This is a genomic window from Gordonia jacobaea, assembly GCF_001186365.1.
Taxonomy (GTDB): domain Bacteria; phylum Actinomycetota; class Actinomycetes; order Mycobacteriales; family Mycobacteriaceae; genus Gordonia; species Gordonia jacobaea.
Window position 1 is genome coordinate 393,048 of sequence record NZ_LDTZ01000016.1, and the last position, 24,237, is coordinate 417,284.

General features: G+C 65.2%; 21 protein-coding genes and 2 pseudogenes. 14 read left to right on the forward strand and 9 right to left on the reverse strand.

Annotation, left to right across the window (positions count from 1 at the left end; all coding sequences use genetic code 11):
* Nucleotides 1-92: 92 nt before the first annotated feature.
* From ABW18_RS10525 to ABW18_RS10560, 8 genes are all read left to right on the forward strand, one after another.
* Nucleotides 93-578, forward strand: coding sequence for an Rv3235 family protein (locus ABW18_RS10525; protein WP_235434346.1), 486 nt, complete (start codon nucleotides 93-95; stop codon nucleotides 576-578).
* Between the two features lie 85 nt (nucleotides 579-663).
* On the forward strand, nucleotides 664-2,133 hold the full coding sequence (locus ABW18_RS10530) for a wax ester/triacylglycerol synthase family O-acyltransferase (RefSeq protein ID WP_049698903.1): 1,470 nt from the start codon (nucleotides 664-666) through the stop codon (nucleotides 2,131-2,133).
* A gap of 55 nt (nucleotides 2,134-2,188) precedes the next feature.
* On the forward strand, nucleotides 2,189-2,755 hold the full coding sequence (locus tag ABW18_RS10535) for a DUF6912 family protein (protein ID WP_049698904.1): 567 nt from the start codon (nucleotides 2,189-2,191) through the stop codon (nucleotides 2,753-2,755).
* 133 nt (nucleotides 2,756-2,888) lie between these two features.
* On the forward strand, nucleotides 2,889-4,013 hold the full coding sequence (locus tag ABW18_RS10540) for a ferredoxin reductase (protein ID WP_049699058.1): 1,125 nt from the start codon (nucleotides 2,889-2,891) through the stop codon (nucleotides 4,011-4,013).
* A 134-nt stretch (nucleotides 4,014-4,147) separates the two neighbouring features.
* Nucleotides 4,148-5,260, forward strand: a complete 1,113-nt coding sequence (locus ABW18_RS10545) for a GNAT family N-acetyltransferase (protein ID WP_049698905.1) — start codon at nucleotides 4,148-4,150, stop codon at nucleotides 5,258-5,260.
* 103 nt (nucleotides 5,261-5,363) lie between these two features.
* Nucleotides 5,364-6,839: an NAD(P)-binding protein gene (locus ABW18_RS10550; RefSeq protein ID WP_049698906.1), complete on the forward strand. Its 1,476-nt coding sequence runs from the start codon at nucleotides 5,364-5,366 to the stop codon at nucleotides 6,837-6,839.
* Between the two features lie 159 nt (nucleotides 6,840-6,998).
* The gene (locus ABW18_RS10555) at nucleotides 6,999-8,330 is read left to right on the forward strand and encodes a fatty acid desaturase family protein (RefSeq protein WP_049698907.1); all 1,332 of its coding nucleotides are present in this window, start codon (nucleotides 6,999-7,001) and stop codon (nucleotides 8,328-8,330) included.
* A gap of 90 nt (nucleotides 8,331-8,420) precedes the next feature.
* On the forward strand, nucleotides 8,421-9,635 hold the full coding sequence (locus ABW18_RS10560; protein WP_049698908.1) for a fatty acid desaturase family protein: 1,215 nt from the start codon (nucleotides 8,421-8,423) through the stop codon (nucleotides 9,633-9,635).
* Here the strand turns inward: ABW18_RS10560 and ABW18_RS10565 are convergent.
* Nucleotides 9,632-10,975 (reverse strand): MFS transporter, encoded by a 1,344-nt coding sequence (locus ABW18_RS10565; protein ID WP_231894358.1) that lies wholly within the window; start codon nucleotides 10,973-10,975, stop codon nucleotides 9,632-9,634. The genes ABW18_RS10560 and ABW18_RS10565 overlap by 4 nt on opposite strands.
* Before the next feature lie 113 nt (nucleotides 10,976-11,088).
* On the opposite strand from ABW18_RS10565, the gene ABW18_RS10570 reads away from it, so the two are divergent.
* Both ABW18_RS10570 and ABW18_RS10575 read left to right on the forward strand, forming a co-directional pair.
* Complete coding sequence (locus ABW18_RS10570) at nucleotides 11,089-11,982, forward strand: LysR family transcriptional regulator (protein WP_049698909.1); 894 nt, start codon at nucleotides 11,089-11,091, stop codon at nucleotides 11,980-11,982.
* Nucleotides 11,983-12,034: 52 nt separating this feature from the next.
* The gene (locus ABW18_RS10575) at nucleotides 12,035-12,250 is read left to right on the forward strand and encodes a TOBE domain-containing protein (protein ID WP_005202233.1); all 216 of its coding nucleotides are present in this window, start codon (nucleotides 12,035-12,037) and stop codon (nucleotides 12,248-12,250) included.
* A gap of 105 nt (nucleotides 12,251-12,355) precedes the next feature.
* On the opposite strand, the gene rsgA is transcribed toward ABW18_RS10575, so the two are convergent.
* The 4 genes from rsgA to ABW18_RS10595 all read right to left on the reverse strand — a co-directional run bounded on the left by rsgA (nucleotide 12,356) and on the right by ABW18_RS10595 (nucleotide 15,492).
* A complete protein-coding gene (rsgA, locus tag ABW18_RS10580; RefSeq protein WP_049699060.1) occupies nucleotides 12,356-13,405 on the reverse strand; it encodes a ribosome small subunit-dependent GTPase A in 1,050 nt (349 codons plus the stop codon).
* Nucleotides 13,406-13,454: 49 nt separating this feature from the next.
* Complete coding sequence (aroA, locus tag ABW18_RS10585; RefSeq protein WP_049698910.1) at nucleotides 13,455-14,720, reverse strand: 3-phosphoshikimate 1-carboxyvinyltransferase; 1,266 nt, start codon at nucleotides 14,718-14,720, stop codon at nucleotides 13,455-13,457.
* A gap of 44 nt (nucleotides 14,721-14,764) precedes the next feature.
* Nucleotides 14,765-15,151 (reverse strand): VOC family protein, encoded by a 387-nt coding sequence (locus ABW18_RS10590; protein ID WP_049698911.1) that lies wholly within the window; start codon nucleotides 15,149-15,151, stop codon nucleotides 14,765-14,767.
* Between the two features lie 104 nt (nucleotides 15,152-15,255).
* Complete coding sequence (locus tag ABW18_RS10595) at nucleotides 15,256-15,492, reverse strand: hypothetical protein (RefSeq protein ID WP_049698912.1); 237 nt, start codon at nucleotides 15,490-15,492, stop codon at nucleotides 15,256-15,258.
* Nucleotides 15,493-15,560: 68 nt separating this feature from the next.
* Here ABW18_RS10595 and ABW18_RS10600 point away from each other — a divergent pair, with 68 nt between their 5' ends.
* Entirely contained in the window at nucleotides 15,561-15,899 is a 339-nt protein-coding gene (locus tag ABW18_RS10600) for a DUF2200 domain-containing protein (protein WP_049698913.1), read from the forward strand.
* 36 nt (nucleotides 15,900-15,935) lie between these two features.
* Here ABW18_RS10600 and ABW18_RS10605 read toward each other — a convergent pair.
* Nucleotides 15,936-17,625 (reverse strand): annotated as a pseudogene (locus ABW18_RS10605) (nucleobase:cation symporter-2 family protein).
* Nucleotides 17,626-17,742: 117 nt separating this feature from the next.
* Between ABW18_RS10605 and ABW18_RS10610 the strand changes: the two are divergent.
* Nucleotides 17,743-18,221, forward strand: a pseudogene (locus ABW18_RS10610) (NUDIX hydrolase).
* 84 nt (nucleotides 18,222-18,305) lie between these two features.
* Nucleotides 18,306-19,100 carry a class I SAM-dependent methyltransferase gene (locus tag ABW18_RS10615; protein WP_049698914.1) on the forward strand — a complete coding sequence of 265 codons (795 nt, stop codon included), beginning with the start codon at nucleotides 18,306-18,308 and terminating at the stop codon, nucleotides 19,098-19,100.
* A gap of 81 nt (nucleotides 19,101-19,181) precedes the next feature.
* Here ABW18_RS10615 and ABW18_RS10620 read toward each other — a convergent pair whose 3' ends face one another.
* Both ABW18_RS10620 and ABW18_RS10625 read right to left on the reverse strand, forming a co-directional pair.
* The gene (locus ABW18_RS10620; RefSeq protein WP_049698915.1) at nucleotides 19,182-19,943 is read right to left on the reverse strand and encodes an SDR family NAD(P)-dependent oxidoreductase; all 762 of its coding nucleotides are present in this window, start codon (nucleotides 19,941-19,943) and stop codon (nucleotides 19,182-19,184) included.
* Between the two features lie 41 nt (nucleotides 19,944-19,984).
* Nucleotides 19,985-21,802 (reverse strand): acyl-CoA dehydrogenase, encoded by a 1,818-nt coding sequence (locus ABW18_RS10625; protein ID WP_049698916.1) that lies wholly within the window; start codon nucleotides 21,800-21,802, stop codon nucleotides 19,985-19,987.
* Between the two features lie 187 nt (nucleotides 21,803-21,989).
* On the opposite strand from ABW18_RS10625, the gene ABW18_RS10630 reads away from it, so the two are divergent.
* Complete coding sequence (locus tag ABW18_RS10630) at nucleotides 21,990-22,577, forward strand: TetR/AcrR family transcriptional regulator (protein WP_049698917.1); 588 nt, start codon at nucleotides 21,990-21,992, stop codon at nucleotides 22,575-22,577.
* 129 nt (nucleotides 22,578-22,706) lie between these two features.
* Here ABW18_RS10630 and ABW18_RS10635 read toward each other — a convergent pair whose 3' ends face one another.
* Nucleotides 22,707-24,203, reverse strand: a complete 1,497-nt coding sequence (locus tag ABW18_RS10635) for an aldehyde dehydrogenase family protein (protein WP_049698918.1) — start codon at nucleotides 24,201-24,203, stop codon at nucleotides 22,707-22,709.
* Nucleotides 24,204-24,237: the final 34 nt, after the last annotated feature.

The following is a 24,237-nucleotide window of genomic DNA, read 5'->3' on the forward strand; positions in this document are numbered from 1 at the left end:
ACACCTGCACTGATCACCCGTCGCTCGAAGCGAGTCCGGCGCCGAGTCGTATCCGGATAATGGCCGCCCCCGACTACGAGATGTGCGGGCCTATGACCCGCGCAACACGTGACGAGTCGCCCGCCGCGATTCCCGCTCGCAGTGGCGCGGACATGCAGCGCCAGGAGTCGCCTCCCCGCAGAGCGACCCGCGCGGCGGCCATCGCGGCACGGGAGTTCTCGGTTGGCACCCTCACGATGATCTTCGAGGTCATCTCACGTCGCCGACCCGCGTCTCACCTGCAGCATCGGGTCGGAATGCAGGTCGACGACCAGATCGACGCCCTCGCGCGGGCCAGAGCAGCGGGTGACGACATGTGCATACCCACGGTTCGACGCGTCCACGTCCAGATGTGCGACGCGGGCACCGCGGAGATCTTCGGGACATACTCGCGGCAGGGCAGGTCGCGCGCGTTCGCCGGGCGTATCGAACGCGTACCGTGCCGCGTTCGCGTCGCGGGCCAGCCTCGTGGTCGCTACAGTCCGGTGGCGACCCGCGTCGAGTACCGCTGGCAGTTGGTCGTGTTGACACTTGGATGAGTACCCTCCCGCCCGCAGCCGGCAGACGTGTCGGGTATCGCCATCACGATGTCGGCGACGGTGGTCGCAGCGCTAGGATCATCGCGTGGCGAACCGGCTGTCTCCGCGCGAGGCTATCTCCTATTTCCTCGACGGTGCGGGTGCAACCAACCATCTCGGTGCAGTCATCATCTTTCCTGGAACCAACGTCAAGAAGCGTTCCGCGACAAAGGATCTCGCGACCAACCGCGCACGGAAGAAGTCGGAACCGCCTGTACTCGACTACCCGGCGCTCGTGCGGCTCGTCGAGAACCGACTGCAACTCGTGCCGCGGTACCGCAAGGTGGTCCTGGAGGTCACCCTCGGTCTGGCCCGCCCGGTCTGGGCTGACGATCCCGATTTCGACATCAACTTCCACATCCGCCGATCGGGCTTGCCGTCGCCGGGAACGATCGCCGATCTCGAAGACCTCGTATCCCGTGTAATGTCGCGGCCCCTCGACCGCAGCCGACCGCTGTGGGAGATGTATCTGATCGAGGGGCTCGAGGACGGCGGGTTTGCGATCCTGACCAAGTCGCATCGGTGTCTGATCGACGGCGGTGGCGCCGAGATGAGCGAACTCATCTGCGACGACGAGCCCGACGTCGCCCCCTTGCCCGTGGATGTCTGGATGCCCGGCCCGCCGCCCGGCACCGCCTCGTTGGCGGTCAGTGCGCTGGCCGAGGCGTTGGCGCGTCCGGGGGAGCTGATCGACTCGGTCATCGGCGGCAACGGACTGCTCGGCGAGGCGAGGTCTGTGGTTGTGGGAACGGTCCGCCGCGCAGGACGCCTGGTGCAGCAGCTCACGGATTCTGCGCCGTCGAGTCTGCTGAACGCGCCAGGGTCGTCGACCCGCACGTTTGTCTCGGCGTCGGTCCCGCGCCGCGACGTCGCAAAGATCGCCGAGCGCAACGAATGCACCGTCAACGACGTCGAACTGGCGATCATCACGGGCGCAATGCGCCATTGGCTGCTGTCCATCGACGCGGAGGGACAGTTCGGCGACACCGTGCGCGCGGTGCTTCCGCTCGGCGCCCGACAGTCCGGGGTCCTTGCGCAGGAGGAGTCACCCGAGACGTGGATCGTCACCGACGAGCCCCGGTTCGTCACCGACCTCCCCGTGGGCGAGTCCAATCCGCTGGTCCGACTCGCGCAGGTCGCGGGACTGGCCAATCGCTACGCGCAATCGTCACGACGGGTCTCACCGTCGACGCAGCCGTTGCTGAGTGAACTGGGCGTCGTGCCATTCGCGGAGCTCAGTTCGCGCGCGTTCCGGTCACTCGACCGCCGCGGGTACAACGTGCCCGTCGCGATGAACACGGTGCCGATTCCCCCGCAATATGTCTTGGGGCACAAGGTATCCGACCTGTTCGTCGTGCCCGGCCTCGTCGCAGGGCGCGCGTTGTCGGTCGGCGTGTGCGAGTACGCGGGGTCGATCGAGTTCGGGTTCACCGCCGATCGTGGTGTGATCGACGACCCCGCGCTCATCGGTGATTACGTCCGCGAGTCGTTCGAGGAACTCGCCGACGCCCATTAGTGTTGGCAGCGGAATCCAGGTAGTGCACTGAGGATGTCGTAGGAGGAAACACGCGGTGAGGGTCTACTTTCCGGCGACGTTGACCATGCTGCTCGAACTCGACGAGACCGGAGAGTTCCGGCCCGTCGGCGGAACGGGCTTCGCACTCACCCCGGCGTTGCGCGAGTCGTATGTTGCCGGTGACGACGAGGAGTTGGCGGAGGCAGCCATCCGCGAGGCCGCGCGTGCGTCGCTGCGCCTGTTGGCAGGAGAAGCCCCCGAGCCCGGCGACCCCGACGCCGAGGCCGACCTCGAAGCCGACGAGGCGAGCGCCAAGCCCGGCGACACACCCCGCCTACCGCCTCGTCGGGCCGTCGTTGCCGCCGACGTCGATGACGCCACATTGCGTCCCGATCTCGACGACGCCGTCGTGAAGGTCGCCGGTCCGATCGCGAAGTCGGCGATCGCATCTGTGTTGGTCGACGGCGCCGACGCCGAGAGTGCTGTCCGTACCGCGGTCGTGGTCATCGACGCCGCGGACTTGGGCGACCAGGACGCCGAGCTCGCCGTCGGTGATGTGGAAGACCACGACCTGGGTTGGTACGCGACCCAGGAGCTGCCGTTCCTCCTCGAACTGCTCTGACGCGGTAGTCCCCGGAGTCCGCTCACCCCGTAACCTACGGTTGCGTAGGTTAGAGTGTTGGCGTGAGGTTTACGGGGTCCCGACAGCGGGTTCCCCGTCCAACGCGCGGTCGCACGACGAGGGAGTGGGAACGGTGAATCTGCGGGAGCTGCGGGAGCGGTTTGAAGAGCCGGTGTCTGGAGTGGCCGCGCGTAGTCGCGGAGCACGGTGGGCGCGTGCTGCGGTCGCGCGGATCACCACGCCGCTGTTGCCCGACGACTATCTCCATTTGGCCAATCCGCTCTGGTCGGCGCGCGAACTGCGCGGCCAGGTGGTCTCGGTGACTCCGGAAACCGACGACTCCGCCACCATTCGCATCAAGCCCGGATGGGGATTCACGCTCGACTACGCACCCGGGCAGTACATCGGGATCGGAGTCCTCGTCGAGGGACGTTGGACGTGGCGCTCGTATTCGCTGACGTCGGTACCCGATCTGACGCGCACAGAGGGCACCATCGCGATCACGGTCAAGGCAATGCCCGAGGGCTTCCTGTCGACGCACCTGGTCAAGGGGCTCGAGCCGGGAACCGTCGTGCGATTGGCCGCACCCAAGGGCGAGTTCGTCCTGCCCGAGCCACTGCCGGACAAAGTGCTCTTCCTGACCGCCGGCAGTGGCCTGACCCCGATCATCTCGATGCTGCGCATGATGCGGCATCGCGGCCAGTCGACAGACGTGCGCGTGGTGCATTCGGCGCCGACGCCCGACGATCTGCTGTTCGCCGACGAACTCGTCGAGATGGACGAGAGCGGACTCATCGACCTGCACGTGCAGTACACGAGGGCAGACGGCAAGGTCAGCGCACAATCGCTCGACGAGCTCAGCCCCGACTGGCGGACGCGCGAAACGTGGGCGTGTGGTCCTGGCGGCTTCTTGGAAATGGTCGAGGCCGCGTTCGTCGACGCAGATGCCTCCGAGCGCCTGCACATCGAGCGATTCGCACTCGAGCGTGGCGCGGTCGGCGCGCAGGGCGGAACGGTGACCTTTGGGCGAACCGGGCAGACCGCGGAGGTAGACGGCGCGACGACCCTGCTCGAAGCGGGTGAGCAGGCAGGTGTGTTGATGCCGTTCGGATGCCGCATGGGCATCTGTCAGAGCTGCGTGGTCATGCTCGACAAGGGTTGCGTGCGCGATCTGCGGTCCGGCGACGAGCATGTCGCGGGCGAACGAATCCAGACGTGTGTGAGCGCTGCTGCGGGCGACTGCACACTCGATGTGTGACAAACCGCCGGGACTCTCGGCGAATGCGCAGGTCAGAAGGGCTGCGGGAAGCCCGGTGACGGTGTTCCCCGCCGCAGGGGGAGCCGACACGTTAGGCTCTGTGGGCGAGGCTGTCGACCACGGAGGGGATCCGCGTGCGAGCTGAACTGATTGAACTGACCGCGACAAGTGATGTTCCGGTGCTGACCGATGGCACCATCACGCTGCGGGCACATCAGACCGACGACGTCGATCGGATCGTCGGGTATGCCACCGATTCGTTGACGATGCGATGGGCCAAGATGCCATCGCCCTATGGTCGGTCCGACGCCGAGCGGTTCATCATCAATGCACTGCAGGGATGGCGCAACGGGACGTCGATGATCTGGGCCATCGAGCACCACGGCCAGTTTGCAGGCAGCATCGATCTCCGCGGGCCCGGCCGAATTGTCGACATCGGTTTCGGGTTGCATCCCGATGCGCGCGGTGAGGGGCTCGCGCGGCGCGCGATGGTGTTGGCGATGCAGTACGCCGTCGACAACCGCGACGTCGAGGTCGTGCGCTGGGAGGCCGCCGAGGGCAACCTCACCAGTCTGCGGGCCGCACACGCCGCAGGATTCACACTGGTCGGTCGGCTGCCCGATTGGCTCGAGATGAACAGCGGCGTCGTCGACGCCTGGTGCGGCAAGTGGCACGCCGGCGAGAGTTTCGAACCCAAGACCGTCTGGCACGCAACGACTTTTGAAACCGAGCGGTTCCGGCTGCGGCCTTTGGAGGCCAAGGACGACGAGCGCATTCGAGAGACGCTCGACGACCCGATCTCGCGCAAGTACCTGTTCGGCCGGCCCGACCCGCTGACCGTCGAACATGCCGCGGCAGAGCGCACCAGGAAATGGTGGACGGCCGCGCGCGGCGAGACCTGCACGTGGGCCGTCGCCGACAAGGAGACGGACCACTACCTCGCCGATATCTCGCTGTTCAAGATCGATCCGGTGGTCGGCGCCGAGATCGGCTTCTACACACATCCCGAGGCGCGTGGTGCCGGAGTGCTCGGCGAGGCGTTCCCCGCGTCGGTGCGGCACAGCTTCGACGTTCTCGGTCTACGCAGGCTGACGATGTTCGCGGCCGACTCCAACGAGGGCAGCAAACGCCTTGCGCTGCGAGCGGGCTTCAACGAGTTCGGCACCCAGCCGCTTGCCGCGAGCTCGGCCGGCAAGATCGAGGATCTGCTCGGGTATGAACTGCTCGCAGAAGCAGGCGATCAGTAGCGTCACTGTCCCCACAAGCTGGGGCTTTCCGTGGAGTGGCAACACTGGGAAAATCGGATGAACGCGACGGATTCACCGCCGCACTCCGAAATTCAGGTGAATCATGCCTTCACAGAACAGTGCCGGAGCGGTAGTGAACGTCGACCTCTGCATCGTCGGCGCGGGAGTAGCGGGCTTGAATGCGCTCGCCGTGGCCACCGAATACCTCGACGCAGGCGCTCGGGTGGCCCTCGTCGACCGCCGTCCGGACGCGGGTGGAATGTGGAACGACACGTATTCCTATGTCCGACTTCATCAGCCGTATGAGTTCTTCACCGCCGGCGATATCGCCTGGAGGTTGCGTCGCCCGCCCGACTACCTTGCGACGAAGCCGGAGGTCCTCGACCATCTGCGGTACTGCCGCGACGTACTCGCCGAACGTATCGCGCTCGACGAGTACTACGGATGGACGATGGATCGATTCGACGAACGCGCCGACGGGGTGAGCGTTCATCTCAGCGGCCCCGACGGTGGGGAGCTGGTCGTCGATACACCGATTCTGATCAATGCCTACGGATTCAATGTGACTCCGAATCAACCTCTCGCGCTGAGTAGCGCGCAGGTGAAGTCGGTCTCGCCCGACTCCTTCGACTTCTCCCAGGCTGACTTCACCGACACCGATACCCCGGTCTGGATCATTGGCAGCGGCAAGACCGCCATGGACACCGCCTACCTGATCACGACCAGAGATCCCGGTCGTGAATTACATCTGGTGGCTGGTGTCGGGACGTACTTCAACAACCGCGACGCGACTTTCCCCGCGGGAATGCGGAGATGGTGGGCGGCCAAACCTGTCAGCCAGATATTCGGCTCAGTCGCCGACATGTACGACGGGACAAACGATGAGCAGGTGACCGCTGCCTACCGCGCGAGGTATGTGATCAGTCCGATGCCCGAGTCGCAGCGGTTCCTGAACGGCAACCTCTCACGATCTGAATGTGACGCGATCTCAGCTGCGCTGAGGAGTGTTGTCGCCGACTACCTAGCCGATGTCGTGGACCGAGATGGCATGCCGCAGTTGGTGTTCCGTAGTGGTGACGAGATTCCCGTCGTTCCGGGGAGTTGGGTGGTCAACTGCACCGGCTACCTCATTCGTGAGAAATCGGCCGACGACGATCCGTACGTCTCGAAGGGTGGTCGCGTACTCACCATCAACACCGGATCGGCCATCGTCCAGTTCTCCACGTATGCCGCGTATTTCCTCACCCACCTCGCCTTCCTTGGCAAGCTCGATTCGGTGCCGCTGTACCAAATCGACATCGGTGCGGTGTTACGCCGACATCCGCAGGCGGCTATCGGGATCAGTTGCTGTCTTGCGATGTACAACATCGGGCTGATTGCCGACGAGGTGCCGCTGAAGGTCTTCACCAACTGTGGTGTCGACTTCGACAGGTGGGCTCGGATGCCGCTGCGGCTCGCGTCGTCGGCTCAATTCATGCTGACCCATCGGCGCAAGCGCGAGAACTATCGCCGCGCGCTGGACATCGCCTCTCAGCGGTTGGGGTTCAATTGCGGGCCGCTCGTCGGCGCCCCAGCGTAGTGACCACCGCGTGACCACAGCGATCAAGGTCACTGCGCTCGTACACTGAACACGTCTGGACAGTCTGGCGTCCGTAACCTACGATTGCGTAAGTTACGCGAACGTAGCCACAGCAACGGCACGTTCGACCCTGACCATCCGCGACCAGTGAGGACGCCCGTGGCGATCACCGACATCCCGGAGTACGCACATCTGAGCAAGGCCGACATCGAAGAGCTCGGTCGTGAGCTCGACAAGATCCGCGCCGACATCGAGGCCGACCGAGGGGAGCGCGACGCGCGGTATCTGCGCAACACCATCCGCTTCCAGCGCGGTCTCGAGTTGGTCGGCCGCGGACTGATCTTCGGTTCGACGCGTCGCTCGTGCTGGTGGGCGGGCGCGACGGCGCTCGGCGTCGCGAAGATCGTCGAGAACATGGAACTCGGCCACAACGTGATGCACGGGCAGTGGGATTGGATGAATGATCCCGAGGTGCATTCGACCACGTGGGAGTGGGACAACACCGGCCCCTCGGCTCACTGGAAGCACACCCACAACTACATCCATCACAAGTACACCAACGTGCTCGGCATGGATGACGACGTGGGCTACGGCTTGCTCCGTGTGACGCGCGACCAGCGGTGGCGTCCGTTCAACTACGGCAACCTCGTCTACAACACGCTGCTCGCGCTCTTCTTCCAGTGGGGTGTTGCCGCGCAGCATCTCGAGATCGGCAAGAAGCGTCGTACGCCGGAGGCCAAAGCGGAGTTCCGCCGCGACCTCGCCGACGTCGGCAACAAGATCGGTCGCCAGGTCGGCAAGGATTACGTGATCTATCCGGGTCTTGCGGCTGCGGCAACCGCCGCGGTGACCAAGGGCGACGTCCGGGCGTCGGCCCGCGCCTACGGCAAGGCCGCCACCGCCAACGCGCTGGGCAATGTCATCCGCAACGTGTGGAGTAATGCGGTCATCTTCTGTGGGCATTTCCCCGACGGTGCGGAGAAATTCACCAAACAGGACATCGACAGCGAGACCCAAGCCGAGTGGTATCTGCGACAGATGTTGGGATCGGCCAACTTTCGCTGCGGATTCCTGCTCGCTTTCATGAGTGGAAATCTCTCGTATCAGATCGAGCACCACATCTACCCCGACCTCCCAAGCAACCGGCTCGCCGAGATTGCCGTCCGCGTCCAGGCTCTGTGCGACAAGTACGACCTGCCCTACACGACGGGGTCGTTCCCGCTGCAGTACGCGAAGTCGTGGCGGACGATCGCCAAGCTGTCGTTGCCCGACAAGTACCTCAAGGCGACCGCCGACGACGCTCCCGAGACGGCGTCGGAGCGTCGTTTCAAGACCGAGCTCGACGAGGGAGTTCGCCTCGAGTCGGTCGTCGACCCGGTGAGTGGACGTCGACGCGGCTTGCGCAGCGCTATCCGGTCGCTGCGTGATCGGCGCCGAGGACGTCCGGCAGCGCCGAGGCTCATTACGGAACGTTCAACGCGCGCTGCCTGATCGTGAATCCGGGCGACCCCACGCTACCTGTGGTTACTCGCGGGTAGCATGGGTGTCGCACACACGCGGCGTGCGACATAATGGAGTGCAATGGCTATCACCGACATCAATGAATACGCACATCTGACTGACGCGGATGTCGAGGCCTTGGGCGCCGAACTCGATGCGTTGCGGCGCGAGATCGAAGCCGATCGCGGCGAGCGCGATGTGCGTTATCTGCGCAGGACGATTCTCGCTCAGCGTGCCCTCGAGGTCGCGGGTCGGCTTGCGTTGTTCGGTTCGCACCGTCGTTCACTGTGGCTGCTCGGCACCGGTTCGCTGGCGCTGGCCAAGATCATCGAGAACATGGAACTCGGCCACAACGTGATGCATGGCCAGTGGGATTGGATGAACGATCCCGAGGTGCATTCCACGACGTGGGAGTGGGACATGGTGTGCGCGTCGCCGCACTGGAAGCACTCGCACAACTACATCCATCACAAGTACACCAACGTCATCGGGATGGATCACGACGTCGGCTACAAGACGCTGCGCGTCACGCGCGACGAACCGTGGCAGGCCAAACGTGCGATCCAGCCGGTCACCAACCTCCTATTGGCTGCCGGGTTCGAGTGGGGAATCGGACTACACGATCTCGAGATTGCGGACGTCATCGCGGGCAAGAAGTCCAAAGAGGTTGCGATACCGCAGATCAAGGAATTCCTGCGAAAGATCGGCAAGCAGGTCGGGAAAGATTACGTGCTCTTCCCCGCGTTGACCGGTCCGAACTTCGTGCACACGCTCACCGCCAATGTGACCGCGAACGTGATCCGCAATGTGTGGGCGTATGTTGTGATCTTCTGCGGGCACTTCCCCGACGGCGCAGAGAAATTCACGGCCGACACCCTCGACGACGAGACGCCCGGCCAGTGGTATCTGCGACAGATGCTCGGCTCCGCGAACTTCAACGCCGGCCCGGCGATGGCATTCATGTCGGGCAATCTCTGCTACCAGATCGAGCATCACCTCTACCCGGATCTGCCGAGCAACCGCCTCGCCGACATCTCGGTCCGCGTCCGCGAACTCTGCGACAAATACGACCTGCCCTATACGACGGGATCGTTGTGGGTCCAGTACCTCAAGACGCTGCGGACCATCAACAAGCTCGCACTGCCCGACCGCTTCCTGCGTGATACGGCCGACGACGCACCCGAGACCGCGTCGGAGCGACGCTTCGCAGGTCTCGACAAGGCGATGGGTCTCAAGACCGCCATCGGCGAGGTGCGTCGACGACGTCGGCTGCGTCGTCGGGCTGGTCGGGCCTAGCTGGTCGCAGCCTTCACGCGCAGGCGGCTGTGTGCCGCGACGCCCTGCACCGGGTGGTCGCGTTCGACGCGGGCGAAGACGGCCCACAGGATCATCCCCGCTATTGCCGTTCCAGCGCCCGCCGCGCACACCAGTGCCCATCCGCCGGTCTGGTACGCCCAGCCGCCGAACGCCGAACCGAGGACTCCGCCTGCGAAGTAGGCGACCATGTACGCGGTCGTCAGGCGTGATCGTGCTTCGTCGTCGAGCGAGTAGACGGCGGCCTGGTTGGCGATCTGCACTCCCTGGACACCGAAATCGAACACCAGCAGCGCGATGATCAGCACGATCACCTGATGCGCTCCCCAGTAGAGCAACGCCCAACCGACGAGTTCGACGGCCCAGACGCCGTACTGGGTGTGGCGTAGGTACCCGCGGTCGGCGAGCTTGCCGACACGTGGCGCGGCCAGGGCACCTGCCACGCCCGCGAGACCGAAGAGGCCGATCGCGGCGTCGGAGAAGTGATACTCCGAGCCGTGCGCGCCGGCGAGCAGAAACGCGATGGCCGTCCACATTCCGCTGAACGCGGCCATGTTCAGACCGCCGAGAAGCATGCGGTGGCGCAGCACGTTCTCGCTGCGGATCAGGGTGACGATCGACCACAGCACACGGGGATAGCTGGTCGACGACGCGTTGACCGGGGTGCGCGGTGCGAACCACCAGACCGCTGCCGCCATCGCGATCTGCACGACCGCGGCGACTGCCAGCACCGTGCGCCAGCCGCCGAGCTGCGCAACCAGGCCACTGAACACGCGCGAGAAGAGGATGCCGACGAGCAGACCGCTCATCACCGTGCCGACGATGGCGCCGCGCTGGCCGGGTGCGGCCACCGCAGCGGCCCACGGCACCACCACCTGTGCGGCCGACGCCGAGATACCGACCGCGAACACCATGATCATCAGGACCGCATACGACGGTGAGAACGCGGCAATCACCAACGCTGCGCATGAGACCACGAGAAGTCCGCCGACGAGGAGTCGTCGATTGACGAAGTCGCCGAGCGGAACCACGAGAGCCAGGCCGATGAGGTATCCCACCTGCGTGATCGACACGACGAGACCCGCCGCGGCGGTCGAGATGTGGAAGTCGTTACCGACCTCGTGCAGCAGCGGCTGCAGGTAGTAGAGGCAACCTGCCGACGACCCGGCAGTGATCGCGAAGAGCAATACGACGAGGCGGCTCAGGCGCTTGGTTTCACCGGATCGCGAGGTGGGCCCCGATTGCGTGGTGGGCACAGCCGCTCGATCGCCGTCTGCGGACGTTCCGGCCGAGGTGGAGGACGCGCACTCTGAAGAGGACATACGTCAATGGTGAGCTGTCTCCGGCATGATGGAAAGCGATGGATTTCGATACGGACATCACGTTTGTTGATACCTGTTCTCGTTGAATCGCTGAGGTGCGTAGGAGGCCGGCTATGGAACTGCGACAGCTCGAGTACTTCCTCGCGTGTTGTGACCAGGGAACTTTCACCGCGGCTGCGCGATCGTTGCATGTGGTGCAGTCGGCGGTGTCGACGGGCGTGGCCAAGCTGGAGCGCGAATTGGGAGTGAAACTCTTCGACCGCACACGCACCGTGCTCGTGCTCACCGACGCCGGTCGGGCGGCGATCGCTCCGGCCCGAGAGGCGCTACGCGCGCGAGACGAGGTGCACGACGCGCTCGCAGGGCTGCGCGGCGAGATCCGGGGCGAGGTGGTGCTCGGTGCGCTCGTCAACGTCGCGACGATCGACCTCGCGGGGGCATTCGAAGTTGTGCATCGGCGTCACCCGGGAATCTCGATCGCGATGCGCCAGAGCCCGCAGGGCAGTGCGGGCAATGTCCGGCTGTTGCGCGACGGAAGTCTCGATCTGACACTGATCGGCGGACTCGTCGACGACCTCTCGGGCATCACTGTCCATTCTTTGGCTGCGGAACCGCTGGTGCTCGTCACCCATCCCGACCACCCGCTCGCGTTGGCTGGTCGATTCGTCGCGGCCGATCTCGCCGACGAGCGCGTCATCGACTACCCGCCCGGCTGGGGTACGCGATCCATCATCGACCGCGAGATCCCGAATCGGCACTCCGTCATCGAGGTTGCCGACCAGGTGTTCGGTATTCAGTTGGCGCGCAGCGGTTTCGGCGTGACCGCCGTGCCCGCCAGCGTTGCGGCCGCCGAGTCCGGTGCGGGACTCGCCCGCTGCGTCGACCGTGATCTGACGTGGGGGATACACGTCGCGCACTCGGCGTCGAGGAGCCTCACTACCGCAGCGAGCGCGGTCCTCGACATCATCCGAGAGGTGTGCGGGCCGCCCGGCGATGTGACAGCGTGAGTGGCAGCAGCAGCACGACGACACGGCAGTACGAGGACAGGGAAGGTGCGCGATGAAACTCTCGATCCGCAATCAGCTCGCAGGCGAGGTGGTGTCGGTGACGCTCGGCGCCGTCAACGCCACGATCAAGGTTCGCCTCGACGGAGGCGACCAGATCGTCACGTCGTCGATCACCAAAGAGGCGGCAGAGGAACTGGGTCTCGCCGAGGGATCGCGCGTGTTCGCGCTCGTCAAGGCCTCCGAGGTCAGCATCGGCGTCCCCGACTAGCCACCCGCCGCACGCCGCCGGTCGAACTCCTTAAACCGCTGGTCGAGCTTGTCGAGACCACCGCCCGCCCGCTGGTCGAGCTTGTCGAGACCACCCCGCGCCGGCTCAGCCCGCCTCGCCCCGGGGGTCGCCCTGGGCCTCCGCGTCGCCCGCATCGCCCCCCGACACCGCGCGCAGCAGGTGCCGCACGGCCATGGCGCGCCGGTACGAGTGCCCGGTCAGTGAGTCCAGTGCGCACTCGGGGTCGGCGGGCGGTCCGAGGTGGGTGCAGCCGCGCGGGCAGTTCTCGATCGCTTCGTGGAGGTCGTCGAAGGCGTTCACGATGTCGTCGGCGCTGACGTGCGCCAGGCCGAACGAGCGGATGCCCGGTGTGTCGATCACCCAGCCGCGTGGCTTGTCGTCGTCGCCCGGTAGTGGCAGGGCAACCGACTGCGTCGACGTGTGGCGCCCCTTGCCCACGCCGCTGACGACCCCGGTGGCCCGTTCCGCTTCGGGGACAAGGCGATTCACCAACGTCGACTTTCCGACACCCGAGTGTCCGATGAGTGCCGTGCGGTGATCGGTGAGCAAGGCCAGCACGTCGTCGAGCGGATCGTCGCGGCCCGCACGCACAACGGGTAGGTCGAGATCCGCGAATGCGGCAGCGAACTCGTCCGAGGAGGCGAGGTCGGTCTTGGTCAGACACAGGATCGGCGACAGTCCGCCGACATACGCTGCCGCGAGCGCTCTTTCGACGAATCCGGTGCGTGGGGGAGGGTCGGCCATCGCCGTGACGATGAGGAGTTGATCGGCGTTCGCGACGACGATGCGCTCGTACGGATCGGTGTCATCGGCGGTGCGGCGCAACACAGTTCGACGCTCCGCCACCTTCACGATGCGTGCGAGGCTCCCGGAATCCCCGGAGAGATCGCCGACGAGAGACACGTCGTCGCCGACCACCACAGGCGTGCGGCCGAGTTCGCGGGCGCGCATCGCGACCACACGTCGGTCGGGGTCTCCGTCGATCACGCAGCCCCAGCGGCCCCGGTCGACCGAGACGACCATCGCATGTTGCGCGTCGTCGTGTGTCGGTCTGGTCTTGGTGCGTGGTCGGCTGCCCTTGCCGGGACGAATCCGCACATCGGATTCGTCGTAGCTGCTCGCGCGGCGGCTCACCGGCATCCTCCGTCAGGACACACTGTGAAAACCTTTGCCGCGCGGTAGATCACGGATGTCCGACCATCTGCTGCCACATCCCGGGGAAGTCGGGCAACGTCTTCGACGTGGTCTCGATGTCGTCGACGGTGACGCCGGGGACCACCAGGCCGATGATCGCGCCCGCGGTTGCCATGCGGTGATCGGCGTACGAATCCCATTGTCCGCCATGTAGTGGCGCTGGTCGGATGATGAGTCCGTCGTCGGTCTCGGACACATCGCCGCCGAGTTTGTTGATCTCGGTGGCGAGCGCGGCAAGCCTATCGGTCTCGTGGCCGCGAAGGTGGGCGATGCCACTCAGCACGGATTCCCCATCGGCGAGCGCGCACACCGCGGCGATCGTCGGTGTCAACTCGCCGATGTCGCGGAGATTGCGGCTGATCCCCGTGAGTCTTTCTGGCCCGCGCACCGTCAGCACGCCGTCGAAAAGCTCTACGGTGCAACCCATCTCGGCGAGAATGTCGGCGATCTGTGCGCCCGGCTGCGTTGTTGTCGCGGGCCAACGCGGGATGCCGACCTCACCTCCGGTGACCGCGGCTGCCGCGAGAAACGCTGCGGCATTGGACAAGTCGGGTTCGACGGCGACGTCGACCGCTTTGATCACACTCGGGGGTACGCGCCAGGTATCGGGTTGTGACGTGTCGACGACGACCCCCGCGGTGGCGAGCATCTCGACGGTCATGTCGATGTGCGGCGTCGACGGTACCGGCGCGCCGACGTGTCGCACCGTGATCCCGTTGTCGAATCGTGCTGCGGCAAGCAGGAGTCCCGACACGAACTGCGACGACCCGGACGCATCGATCGTGACCGTGCCGCCGGCGGCCGATCCCGTGCCGTGGACCACGAACGGCAGGCTGTCGCCGTCGACGCCCACCCCGAGGTCACGCAGAGCGTCGAGGATGGTGGTGAGTGGACGCTGTCGGGCCTGTGGGTCGCCGTCGAATGCGACGTCGCCGGAGGCGAGCGCGGCCACCGGCGGCAGGAAGCGCATGACTGTTCCGGCCAGGCCGCAGAACACCTCGCCCGCATGCATCGGCAGCGGTTCGATGGAGACGGTCGTCGGATCGGCGGGATCGACGCGCACCCCGATCCCGAGTTCGGTGAGCGCCGACAGCATGAGGTTGGTGTCGCGACTGCGCAGGGTTCCGGTGATTGTCGACGGTCCGTCGGCCAGCGCGGCGAGCACCAGGGCGCGATTGGTGACGGACTTCGAGCCTGGCAGGTCGACGGTGGCCTGAATTCGGCCGTCGGCGAGGGGCGCAGTCCAGATGCTCATGCGTTCAGTCTCGCATGTCGTGGTTGCACCGTCGGATGCCCAACTCAGCGGTTGTCCAATCGCAGCGGATGGTCGGCAGGTACTTCGACGAGGATGAGGGTGCGACCGTCGGGGTCGACGATGTGCATTTCGATGAGGCCCCACGGTTCGGTCAGTGCTTCCCTGCGGATGTCGACTCCCATTGCGCTCAGTTCGCGCTGGGTCGCGGCGACGTCGCGCACCTGAATCCACAGCGCGGCCCCGTTCGCGTGGCCGTCGGGCAGGTCGGTGCTCATGTGGCCGGGTACTTCGATCAGGCCATTGCCCGCGTAGAAGACCAGGCCGCCCGGGTACTCACGCGCGATCGCGAGATGGAGCTTGTGGCGGTAGAAGTGCTGCAGCGCTTCGGGATCGCGGGACCGCAACAGGATGCGACTACTCAGGATCTCCATGTCTTCAGTGTCTACACGGTTACCGACGAGTCGGACACCAGCCATCGCGGCGCGTCAGGACTTGCCGACGGTACCGGTGCACCTGCGCTGACAGGCCGACGGCGTCACTGCCCCTCGGTTGTCCCGTTGCTGCCACCGAGCGCGTGGCCACGATTGAGGTCGTTGCCGTGGCGGCCTGCTTCGTAGATCGCCTTCTCGCGGGCGATGCGATCGGTCTCGCCGATCGGTGTGGCGTCGCCGAAAGCGAACGCCGACTCGTGAGGCTGCTCGTGGGGGATGTCGGGGACGTCGGGATCGGTGCTGTCGACTTCGGGGCTGTCGGGATCGGGGCTGTCTGACATGCACCAACGATAGGACTGATCCGCTCGTGGCGCGGGGAGACGGCACAGCGACCCGTTACCGTCTAGGAATGCATCGCATCTTCACGACGAGCTTCGCCGACGTCTACCCGCTCTACGTCGCCAAGGTGGAGCGCAAGGGCCGCACCAAAGCCGAACTGGATCAGGTCATCACCTGGCTCACCGGATTCGACGACGCCGCGCTCACCCGTCACATCGAGGACGGCACCACCTTCGAGGAATTCTTCGACGACGCGCAGCTCAACCCGCGGGCAGAACTCATCACAGGCGTCGTCTGCGGTAAGCGCGTCGAGGAGATCGACGACCCGCTCATGCGCAAGATCCGCTACCTCGACAAGCTGGTCGACGAACTCGCCAGGGGCAAGGCCATCGAGAAAGTACTGCGGTAGGTCCAGCGTCGTCCCCGATGCTGGACCTACCGCAGCTCAGGCCGGTGCGTCCTGTCCGCGGCTGGAGAACTTGCCGTCGGTGACGTCGTCCCACTTGTCGAACAAGCTCGTCACCTTCGGGTCGCCGAGAGCCTTGATCTCGTCACACAGATCTTTCGGCGCCGACGGGTTGGTGACGATGAACGGGTGCAGCCCGGGGTCGTGCTCGGCCAGGATGCGTAGCGTCTGCGGACTCGTGTTCGGGTCTGCGGCGGCGAGCGCGTCGCGTGGGTCGAATGCTGCTCCGCGCGGTGCGTCGGACCCCGATATCCCGATGTTGTCGCCCGCGACGTCGATTTCACCGGTGTTGTGGTAGTCGAGGGGATCGGGAGATGTGCTGCGCCAGTTGAAGACCAGATTCAGCACGATGGCGCAGATGGCTCCCGCCGAGATTCCCGAGTGGAAGATGGTTTGGAACCAGTCGGGGAACTTCCCGTAGAGGTCGAGCGCAACGGGGATCTTGTCGTCGTTGGTGTACGACAGGCTCGCCTCGGTGAGCATTGCGACGCCGATGGAGATCGCGACGACCAGGATGTTGGAGTTGTTGAACTTCACCTTGGTCAAGGTTCGCACGCCACTGGCGGCGACCATGCCGAACAGCGCCACACCCGCACCGCCGAGCACGGGTTGGGGTATGCCCTCGATGATCGCGGCCATCTTGGGAACCAGACCCAGGATCACCCGCGCACGTGGCAACGTGGCGCGACTTGACGTTGGTGATCGCCACCAGCCCGACGTTCTGCGCGAACGCCGTGTACGGGAACGTGTTGAAGATGCCGCCGAGCACGGTGCCCGCACCGTCGGCGCGCATGCCGTCGGCCAGACGCTGCGGGGTGATCTTCTCGTCGACGATCTCTCCGACGGCCACAATGTCGCCGGTCGTTTCGGTCATGATGACCAACGCGACGATGATCATCGCGATGATCGAGCTGACGTCGAAGCTGGGGAAGCCGAAGTAGAACGGTTCGGGCACTGCGAACCACGAACTCGAGCCGACGTGGCTCCAGTCGGTCATCCCGAACGGAATCGAGATGAGTGTTCCCGCGACGAGGCCCAGGAGGATCGAGACGCGTTTGACGGCGGGTGGCCCGAATCGTTCGAGCAGGATGATGATCAGCAGCGTCAGGAAGCCGAACGCGATGGACTTGGGAGCACCGAAGTCCTCACCCTTCGCCGTGCCGCCGCCGAACCAACCCGCGGCGACGCTCATCAGCGAGATGCCGATGATCAAAATGATGGTGCCGGTCACCAGTGGTGGGAAGAATCTGATGAGCCTTCCGACTATGGGCGCCACGAGCATCATGAACAGGCCGCACGCGATGACCGAGCCGTAGATCGCGGTGATGCCGTGGTTGAGGCCGATGGTGATCATCGGGCCGACAGCGGCGAACGTCACGCCCTGCATCAATGGGAGTCGCACACCGAAGCGCCAGAATCCCACCGCCTGCACGATCGTGGCGATACCTGCGACGAAGAGGTCGGCGGTGATCAGGTGCACGATCTCGTCCGAGCGCATCTGCCCTGCGCCGACCATCGCGCCGCCGACGATCAGCGGAACGGCCACCGCGCCCGCGTACATCGCCATCACATGCTGAAGCCCTAGTGGGAACAGCCGCGCCAGCGGTGGGATGTCGTCGACCGCGCGGGCGGCCTTCTTGCCATGTTTGATCGTGTCTAGAACGGTCACGGATCATTGTTCTACTTTTCGGGCGTTTCGGACACGACGCGATCGTGTGACGTCCTTGTTTCCGCCAGAATATATTGCGTGGACGAGCGCACTCCCCGACAGAGTTTCGGGCTCCTGATGTTTCGACGCATCGACGTTGTCGCGTTAATCGAAGCCGGTGAAGCCGGCTCTTTCGAGGGAGTCGAGGTACTCATCGCGCACCCGGGTGGTCCGCTGTGGGCGCGCAAGGATGAGGGTGCGTGGTCGGTGCCCAAGGGGCTGCCGGAGCCCGACGAGTCGCCGCTCGACACGGCGCGGCGCGAATTCGCCGAGGAGACCGGCACGCTGCGCCTGCAGGCGAGGTCATCGAGCTCGGCGACGTGCGCCAGAAGAGCGGCAAGGTCGTCACCGCCTTCGCCGTCGAGGGAGACCTCGACGTGTCGACCGTCGTCAGCAACACCTTCGAGATGGTGTGGCCGCCGCGGTCGGGGCGTATGCAGACCTTCCCAGAAGTCGATCGGGCGCAGTGGTGTGGCCTCGACGAGGCGCGCGTGAAACTGAACTCAGCGCAGGCGGAGTTCGTCGGCCGACTCGAGTCGGCGCTCGGCGACCGGTGAATATCGTGGCTCGCCGATCAGCGAGCCTCGCCGTTCGCTGACAACCATTGTCGATAAGGGTGTGGTGTCACTACGGTGGGATGCATGACAGATCATGCTGCGGGTTCCAGGTTGGTCGGCTTGTTCAATTCGATCGGCACCGATTTCGACGCGTTGCGCCCGAGTCTGTGGGGGCCTGCCGGTCAGGCTCTCGTCGATGAACTCGACATCCGGCCGGGGGAGCGGATTCTCGACATCTGTTCGGGAACCGGTGCGAGTGCATTGCCCGCCGCTCGAGCTACCGGACCGGCGGGAACCGTCGTCGCAGTCGACTTCGCGGCCGAGCTCCTCGACATCGCGAGTACCAATGCCGCCGACGAAGGTCTGGAAATCGACTGCGTCGTCGCCGACGTCACGGGATTGAAGGCCGGAACACCGCCCTGCGCAACACCTTTCGACGTGGTGGCGTGCTCGTTCGGAGTCTTCTTCCTTCCGAACATGGACGACGCCGTGCGTAACGTGTTGAGTCTGCTGCGTCCGGGAGGACGCATGGGGGCATCGATCTGGCACGCCGACAGTCTTCGCGAGTTCAGCGAGATCTACCGCGCATCGGTCGCGGAGGTGGCGGGCGAAACCTCACATCAAGGGCCGCGCAGCGGAAGTCGGATGCCGATCAGTCATATCGACACCGAAGAGTCTGTCTCGCAATGGTTCACGACGTTGGGCGCACACAAGGTCGACACGTCGGTGTACCGATTGCGCATCGAGTGCACGCCGGACTTCGCCTGGAAGATGGTCGTGGGCACGGGGATGCGTGGTGCACTCACGCCTCGACGACGAGCAGATCGCACAGGTGCGGCGGGTGTTCCTCGAACGGCTGGCATCCGAGGGGCCCGCTGAGATCAACTGCGACACACTCATCGCGGTGGCGACGGTCTGAGGTCGCCACCGCGATGAGTGGTGTTGCAGGCGGTACCTGATCTAGGTGACGGTGATCCCGCCGTCGACGGCGATCGTCTGGCCGGTGACGTAGCCGCCTGCTGCCGAGCTCAGCCAGATCGCGGTGGCTGCGAGTTCCGAGGGATCTCCCATGCGCCCCAACAGGACTCGTGGCATCTGCGACTCGATGTAACCGGGTGCGTAGGTGTCGGTCATCTCGCTCTCGAAGAACCCGGGTGCAATCGCGTTGACGCGGATACCCTTTCGGGTTCCCCACTGTTGGGCAAGATCGCGGGTGAGGCCGACGATGGCGGCCTTGCTCGCCGCGTAGGCGGCCTGGGGGAGTCCTGCGGTGGTCAGGCCCAGGATGCTGGAGATGTTGACGATCGCGCTGCCCGGCTGCATGACACGGCCCGCGGCCTGAGCCATCCAGTACGAGCCGTTGAGGTTGACGTCGATGACCGAACGGAACTGCTCCGGCGTTTCACGCGTGGCAGGTACCGCGGTACCGATGCCCGCGTTGTTGATGAGGATGTCGACGCGGCCGAATGTTTCGACGGCGCTGTCGATCACGCGCTGGCAGTCCGCGGGGTCGGAGACGTCTGCGGCCACGGTCAGGGCTTTGCGTCCGAGCGCCTCTACTTGCGCAGCGGTCTCGGTCAGCCGGTCGGCGCGTCGGGCGGCGAGTACGACGTCGGCACCCGCCTCCGCGAAAGCCGTGGCGAAGCGGACACCGAGTCCCGACGACGCGCCGGTGACGACGACGACCTTGTCGGTGACGTTGAACAGATCGAGTACTGACATGAAGTCTCTCCTGGGTCGATCGTGCGGGGATGTGTTGTGGGTCAGAAAATCTCGGGACGCGCGTCGAGCGTCGTGCGGTCGAGTGCCGCGAGGAGGTCGAACTGGGCGTCGACCTTCGGTAGTTCGTAGGTGAAGAAGTACTGCGCTGCGACGCGTTTGCCGTCGTAGAAATCTCCGGCCTTGTCTGCGACGGCGAGCAGTTGCTCGAGCCACATCCAGGCGATGACGATGTGTCCGGTGGCTTCGAGGTAGGCGGTGGCATTGGCGAGCGAGACCGCTACATCGCCTGCGGACCACACCTGCATGGTCACGGTCACGAGTCGTTCGACGCGCCTGCGTAATTCGTCGGCCAGCGCTGCGGTGCCGGGGTTCGAGGCCGCGCGGTCGATGGTCTGGGTGATCGTGTTCGCGAGCAGTTCCAGGCCCGTGCCGCCGTTCATGACGACCTTGCGGCCGAGTAGATCGAGTCCGTGGATGCCGTGCGCGCCCTCGTGGATGGGGTTGAGACGGTTGTCGCGGTAGAACTGCTCGACCGGGAACTCGCGGGTGTAACCGTAGCCGCCGTGAATCTGGATGGCGAGATCGTTTGCGGTCAAACACCATTGGGATGGCCACGACTTGGAGATCGGCGTGAGTACATCGAGCAGCAGACCCGCTCGGGCTGCCTCGTTTGCGTCTCCGGTCTGCTGCAAATCGACGAGCTTGCCGGAGTACAGGCCGAGCGCGAGTGCTCCTTCGACATAGGCCTTCTGCGCCAACAACATTCGTTTGACGTCAGCGTGCTCGATGATCGGTACGGGCTTGGAGGTCGGGTCCTTCTGGTCGACCGGCCGTCCCTGAGTGCGGACCTTGGCGTACTCGAGGGAGGCGAGGTAGCCCGCGTAACCCAGTGATGTTGCGAGGAATCCGACGCCGATGCGCGCCTCGTTCATCATGTGGAACATGTACTGGAGGCCCTTGTGCTCCTCGCCGACCAGGTAGCCGACCGCGCCGGGAACGGAGTGAGCGGGCGGAGTTGATTCAGCGCCGGGAACGGGTGAGTCTGCTGTGCCGTAGGTGCCGTCGCCGAAGTTGAGGAGGCAGTTGGTGGTCGCGCGCTGGCCCATCTTGTGGTTGAGGCCGACGAGTGCGACGTCGTTGCGGGTGCCGTCCGGCAGGTATTTGGGAACGATGAACAGCGAGATGCCCTTGACTCCCGGCTTGCCGCCCGGGGCCTTGGCGAGCACGAGATGCACGATGTTCTCTCCGAGTTCGTGGTCGCCTCCCGAGATCCACATCTTGGTTCCGGTGATGCGGTAGGTGCCGTCGTCAGTCGGTGTCGCCTTGGTCGTGATGTCGGCGAGGGAGGATCCGGCCTGCGGCTCGGACAGGCACATCGTGCCGAAGTAGCGCCCCTCGACCATCGGGCGCACCCACGTGTCGATCTGCTCTGGTGTGCCGTACTCGGCGATGAGGTTGGCGTTGCCGATCGTGAGGAACGAGTACGACGACATGCCTGCGTTGGCTGCCTGGAACCATGACTGCGCAGCGAGACTGACGACGGTGGGCAATTGCATTCCGCCGAGCGATTCGTCGAACGAGCCCGCACCCAGGCCGGCCTTGATGAACTCGGCGATGCCCGACTGGATTTCCTCGGGCAAGACGACGGCACCGTCGTCGCCGACGTAGGGCTCCTCGGTGTCGCCGAGGCGATTGACCGGCGCGAAGCGTTTGGTCGCGAGGTCGGCGGCGAGTTCGAGCACGGCGTCGAACGTGTCGCGTGAGTGTTCGGCGAAGCGTTCGCGCTCGGTCAGTGACTCGACGTCGAGCCACTCGTAGAGCATGAATTCGAGGTCGCGCTTGGAGATCGGTTCGGCCATGACACTTTCCTTGGGGCAGCGGATTGCTGACTGCTCGACACGACGATCCGATCACACGATCAGACGTGACGGAATCGTCGTCCTAAGCAGTCGCTCATTTTATGAGCACTCGCTTATACTGCCTGGTGTGCCGGTTGGGGTCAACCATCGGCCGGGAATTCGACGAGCGAAATGGGGTGACGGCGACGTGACGACAAGGGAGTCGGCAGCAGCGCAGCGCATCCGCGATGCGGCGATCGTGTCGTTCGCTCAACTCGGCTATGCCGGCACGTCGACCCGTCAGATCGCGGCGTCGCTGAAGATGAGCGCCGCGGCGATGTACCCGCACTTCCGGTCGAAAGAGGACCTGCTGTACTCGATTGCCCTCGACGGACACCGCAGCGTCTACGAGGCGCTCCGCGAGGTCGACGACCCGTCGGACCCCTACGCCGTTCGTCTGGAGAACGTCGTGAGCGCCTTCGCGCGGTGGCAGGCGGAGCATCACGAGCTGGCCAAGGTGGTCCAGTACGAACTGGGTGCGCTCACCGCCGACCATTACCGCTCGATCAGCGCGGTTCGACGCAAGACGACCGCGATTCTGGCAACCATCGTCGCCGGAGGGGTGGCCGCCGGTGAGTTCGCGGCCGACGACCCCGACGATGTCGTGCTCGCCATCTCGTCGCTGTGCGTCGATGTGTGCCGCTGGTTCCCCAGCCGTGATCGCCGCGATCCCGGCACTTTGGGCACGGCGTACGCGCGTATGGCCCTGCGCATGGTGCTGGCGCGCCAGCGCTGATTCGACGCCCAACCGCACGCTCACCCATTTCCTTCCCGCTTATTGAATTCAATAAGCCGGAAGGAAACGGGTGAGCGGGACTGCACCACTGTTGAATCAGCCGTGTCAGTTACCTCGCGGACGTGAACCTCAACCGCGCGCGATCCACGTCGTCTTGAGTCCGGTGAACTTCTCGATCGCATGGACCGACAGGTCCGAACCGAACCCCGACGCGCCGAAGCCGCCGAAAGGTGTTCCGGGGGAGAGGGCGTCGACGGTGTTGATCGAGACGGTCCCGGCGTGCAGAGTGTCCGACATCCGTAGGGCGCGGTCGAGATTCGACGTCCATGCCGATGCTGCGAGCCCGTACGGAGTGTCATTGGCCAGGGCGACGGCCTCCTCCTCGGAATCGAACGCGATCACCGACAGCACCGGGCCGAAGATCTCGTCGGTCATCACAGTCGAATCGGCGGGAAGGTCGACGACGACGGTGGGTTCCATGAAGCATCCGACGTCGCCGATTCGGTTGCCGCCGAGTGCTATTCGTCCGTCCACGCGTGCCTGATCGACGAAGCCGAGGACGAGGTCGAGTTGCTTGCGCGTCACCATGGCGCCCGTCGTCGAAGCCGGGTCGAGCGGGTCGCCCGGCCGATACGCCGCGGCTTTCTCGACGACCTTGTCGACGAATTCGTCGAGTATCTCGCGCTGCACCAGTAGTCGGCTGTTGGCGGAGCAGACCTCACCCTGATTGCCGAAGATGCCGAAACAGGCCATTTCTGCGGCGGCGTCGAGGTCGGCGCAGTCGGCGAACACCAGGTTGGGACTCTTGCCACCGCACTCGAGCCAGACCTGCTTCATGTTCGATTCCGCGCTGTAGGCCAAGAACTTCTTCCCGACCTCCGTGGAGCCGGTGAATGTCAGGCACTGCACGTCGGGATGGAGCCCGAGCGCGCGACCGGCGTCGGCGCCCAGGCCCGGCACGACGTTGAAGACGCCGGGTGGGATCCCGGCTTCGACCGCGATCTCGGCCATGCGCAGAGCCGAAAGCGGGCTTTCCTCAGCAGGTTTGAGAACGACGGTGTTGCCCGCGGCCAGTGCGGGTGCGACCTTCCACGCCGCGATGTCGAGCGGAAAGTTCCAAGGAACAACTGCGCCGACGACGCCGAGCGGCACTCGGCGAACCATGGCGACGCTGCCGTCTGCGGTCGGGGGCAACTCGCCCGGGATCTTGTCGGCCACCTCGCCGTAGAAGCGGAAAACAGCTGCGGCGCCGGGGACCTCGACCTCGTAGGAATCGCGGATCGCCTTGCCCATCTCCAGCGTCACGAGCGTCGCGAGTTCCTCGGCATGCTGTTCGATCAGGGTGGCGAAGCGGATGAGTATCGCCCCGCGCTCGCCGGCGGACAGCTTCGACCAGCGCCCGTCATCGAAGGCGCGACGCGCAGCGACAACAGCGGCGTCGACGTCCTCGGTGTTGCAGGCGGCGACGGAGGCGAGCACGGTGTCCGTCGCCGGATTCACCACGTCGAAGGTCGCGCCCGACCGCGCGGCAACCCACTGGCCGTCGATGAACGCCTCCGAGCAGAAGGTGATCTCTCCGGCGCGAGCGGACCAGTCGATGGAGGTGAGGTCGGGTAGATCGGTCATGACTCCATCGTGACCGTGTTTCTGCATGTGCGAT

Coding starts and splice junctions, on each gene's coding strand:
- ABW18_RS10635 (WP_049698918.1), bottom strand. CDS start 24,203: ATGACCGATCTACCCGACCTCACCTCCATCGACTGGTCCGCTCGCGCC.
- ABW18_RS10620 (WP_049698915.1), bottom strand. CDS start 19,943: ATGTCAGTACTCGATCTGTTCAACGTCACCGACAAGGTCGTCGTCGTC.
- ABW18_RS10595 (WP_049698912.1), bottom strand. CDS start 15,492: ATGTCAGACAGCCCCGATCCCGACAGCCCCGAAGTCGACAGCACCGAT.
- ABW18_RS10590 (WP_049698911.1), bottom strand. CDS start 15,151: ATGGAGATCCTGAGTAGTCGCATCCTGTTGCGGTCCCGCGATCCCGAA.
- ABW18_RS10525 (WP_235434346.1), top strand. CDS start 93: ATGACCCGCGCAACACGTGACGAGTCGCCCGCCGCGATTCCCGCTCGC.
- ABW18_RS10575 (WP_005202233.1), top strand. CDS start 12,035: ATGAAACTCTCGATCCGCAATCAGCTCGCAGGCGAGGTGGTGTCGGTG.
- ABW18_RS10615 (WP_049698914.1), top strand. CDS start 18,306: ATGACAGATCATGCTGCGGGTTCCAGGTTGGTCGGCTTGTTCAATTCG.
- ABW18_RS10550 (WP_049698906.1), top strand. CDS start 5,364: ATGCCTTCACAGAACAGTGCCGGAGCGGTAGTGAACGTCGACCTCTGC.
- ABW18_RS10560 (WP_049698908.1), top strand. CDS start 8,421: ATGGCTATCACCGACATCAATGAATACGCACATCTGACTGACGCGGAT.
- ABW18_RS10625 (WP_049698916.1), bottom strand. CDS start 21,802: ATGGCCGAACCGATCTCCAAGCGCGACCTCGAATTCATGCTCTACGAG.
- ABW18_RS10565 (WP_231894358.1), bottom strand. CDS start 10,975: ATGTCCTCTTCAGAGTGCGCGTCCTCCACCTCGGCCGGAACGTCCGCA.
- ABW18_RS10570 (WP_049698909.1), top strand. CDS start 11,089: ATGGAACTGCGACAGCTCGAGTACTTCCTCGCGTGTTGTGACCAGGGA.
- aroA (WP_049698910.1), bottom strand. CDS start 14,720: ATGAGCATCTGGACTGCGCCCCTCGCCGACGGCCGAATTCAGGCCACC.
- ABW18_RS10600 (WP_049698913.1), top strand. CDS start 15,561: ATGCATCGCATCTTCACGACGAGCTTCGCCGACGTCTACCCGCTCTAC.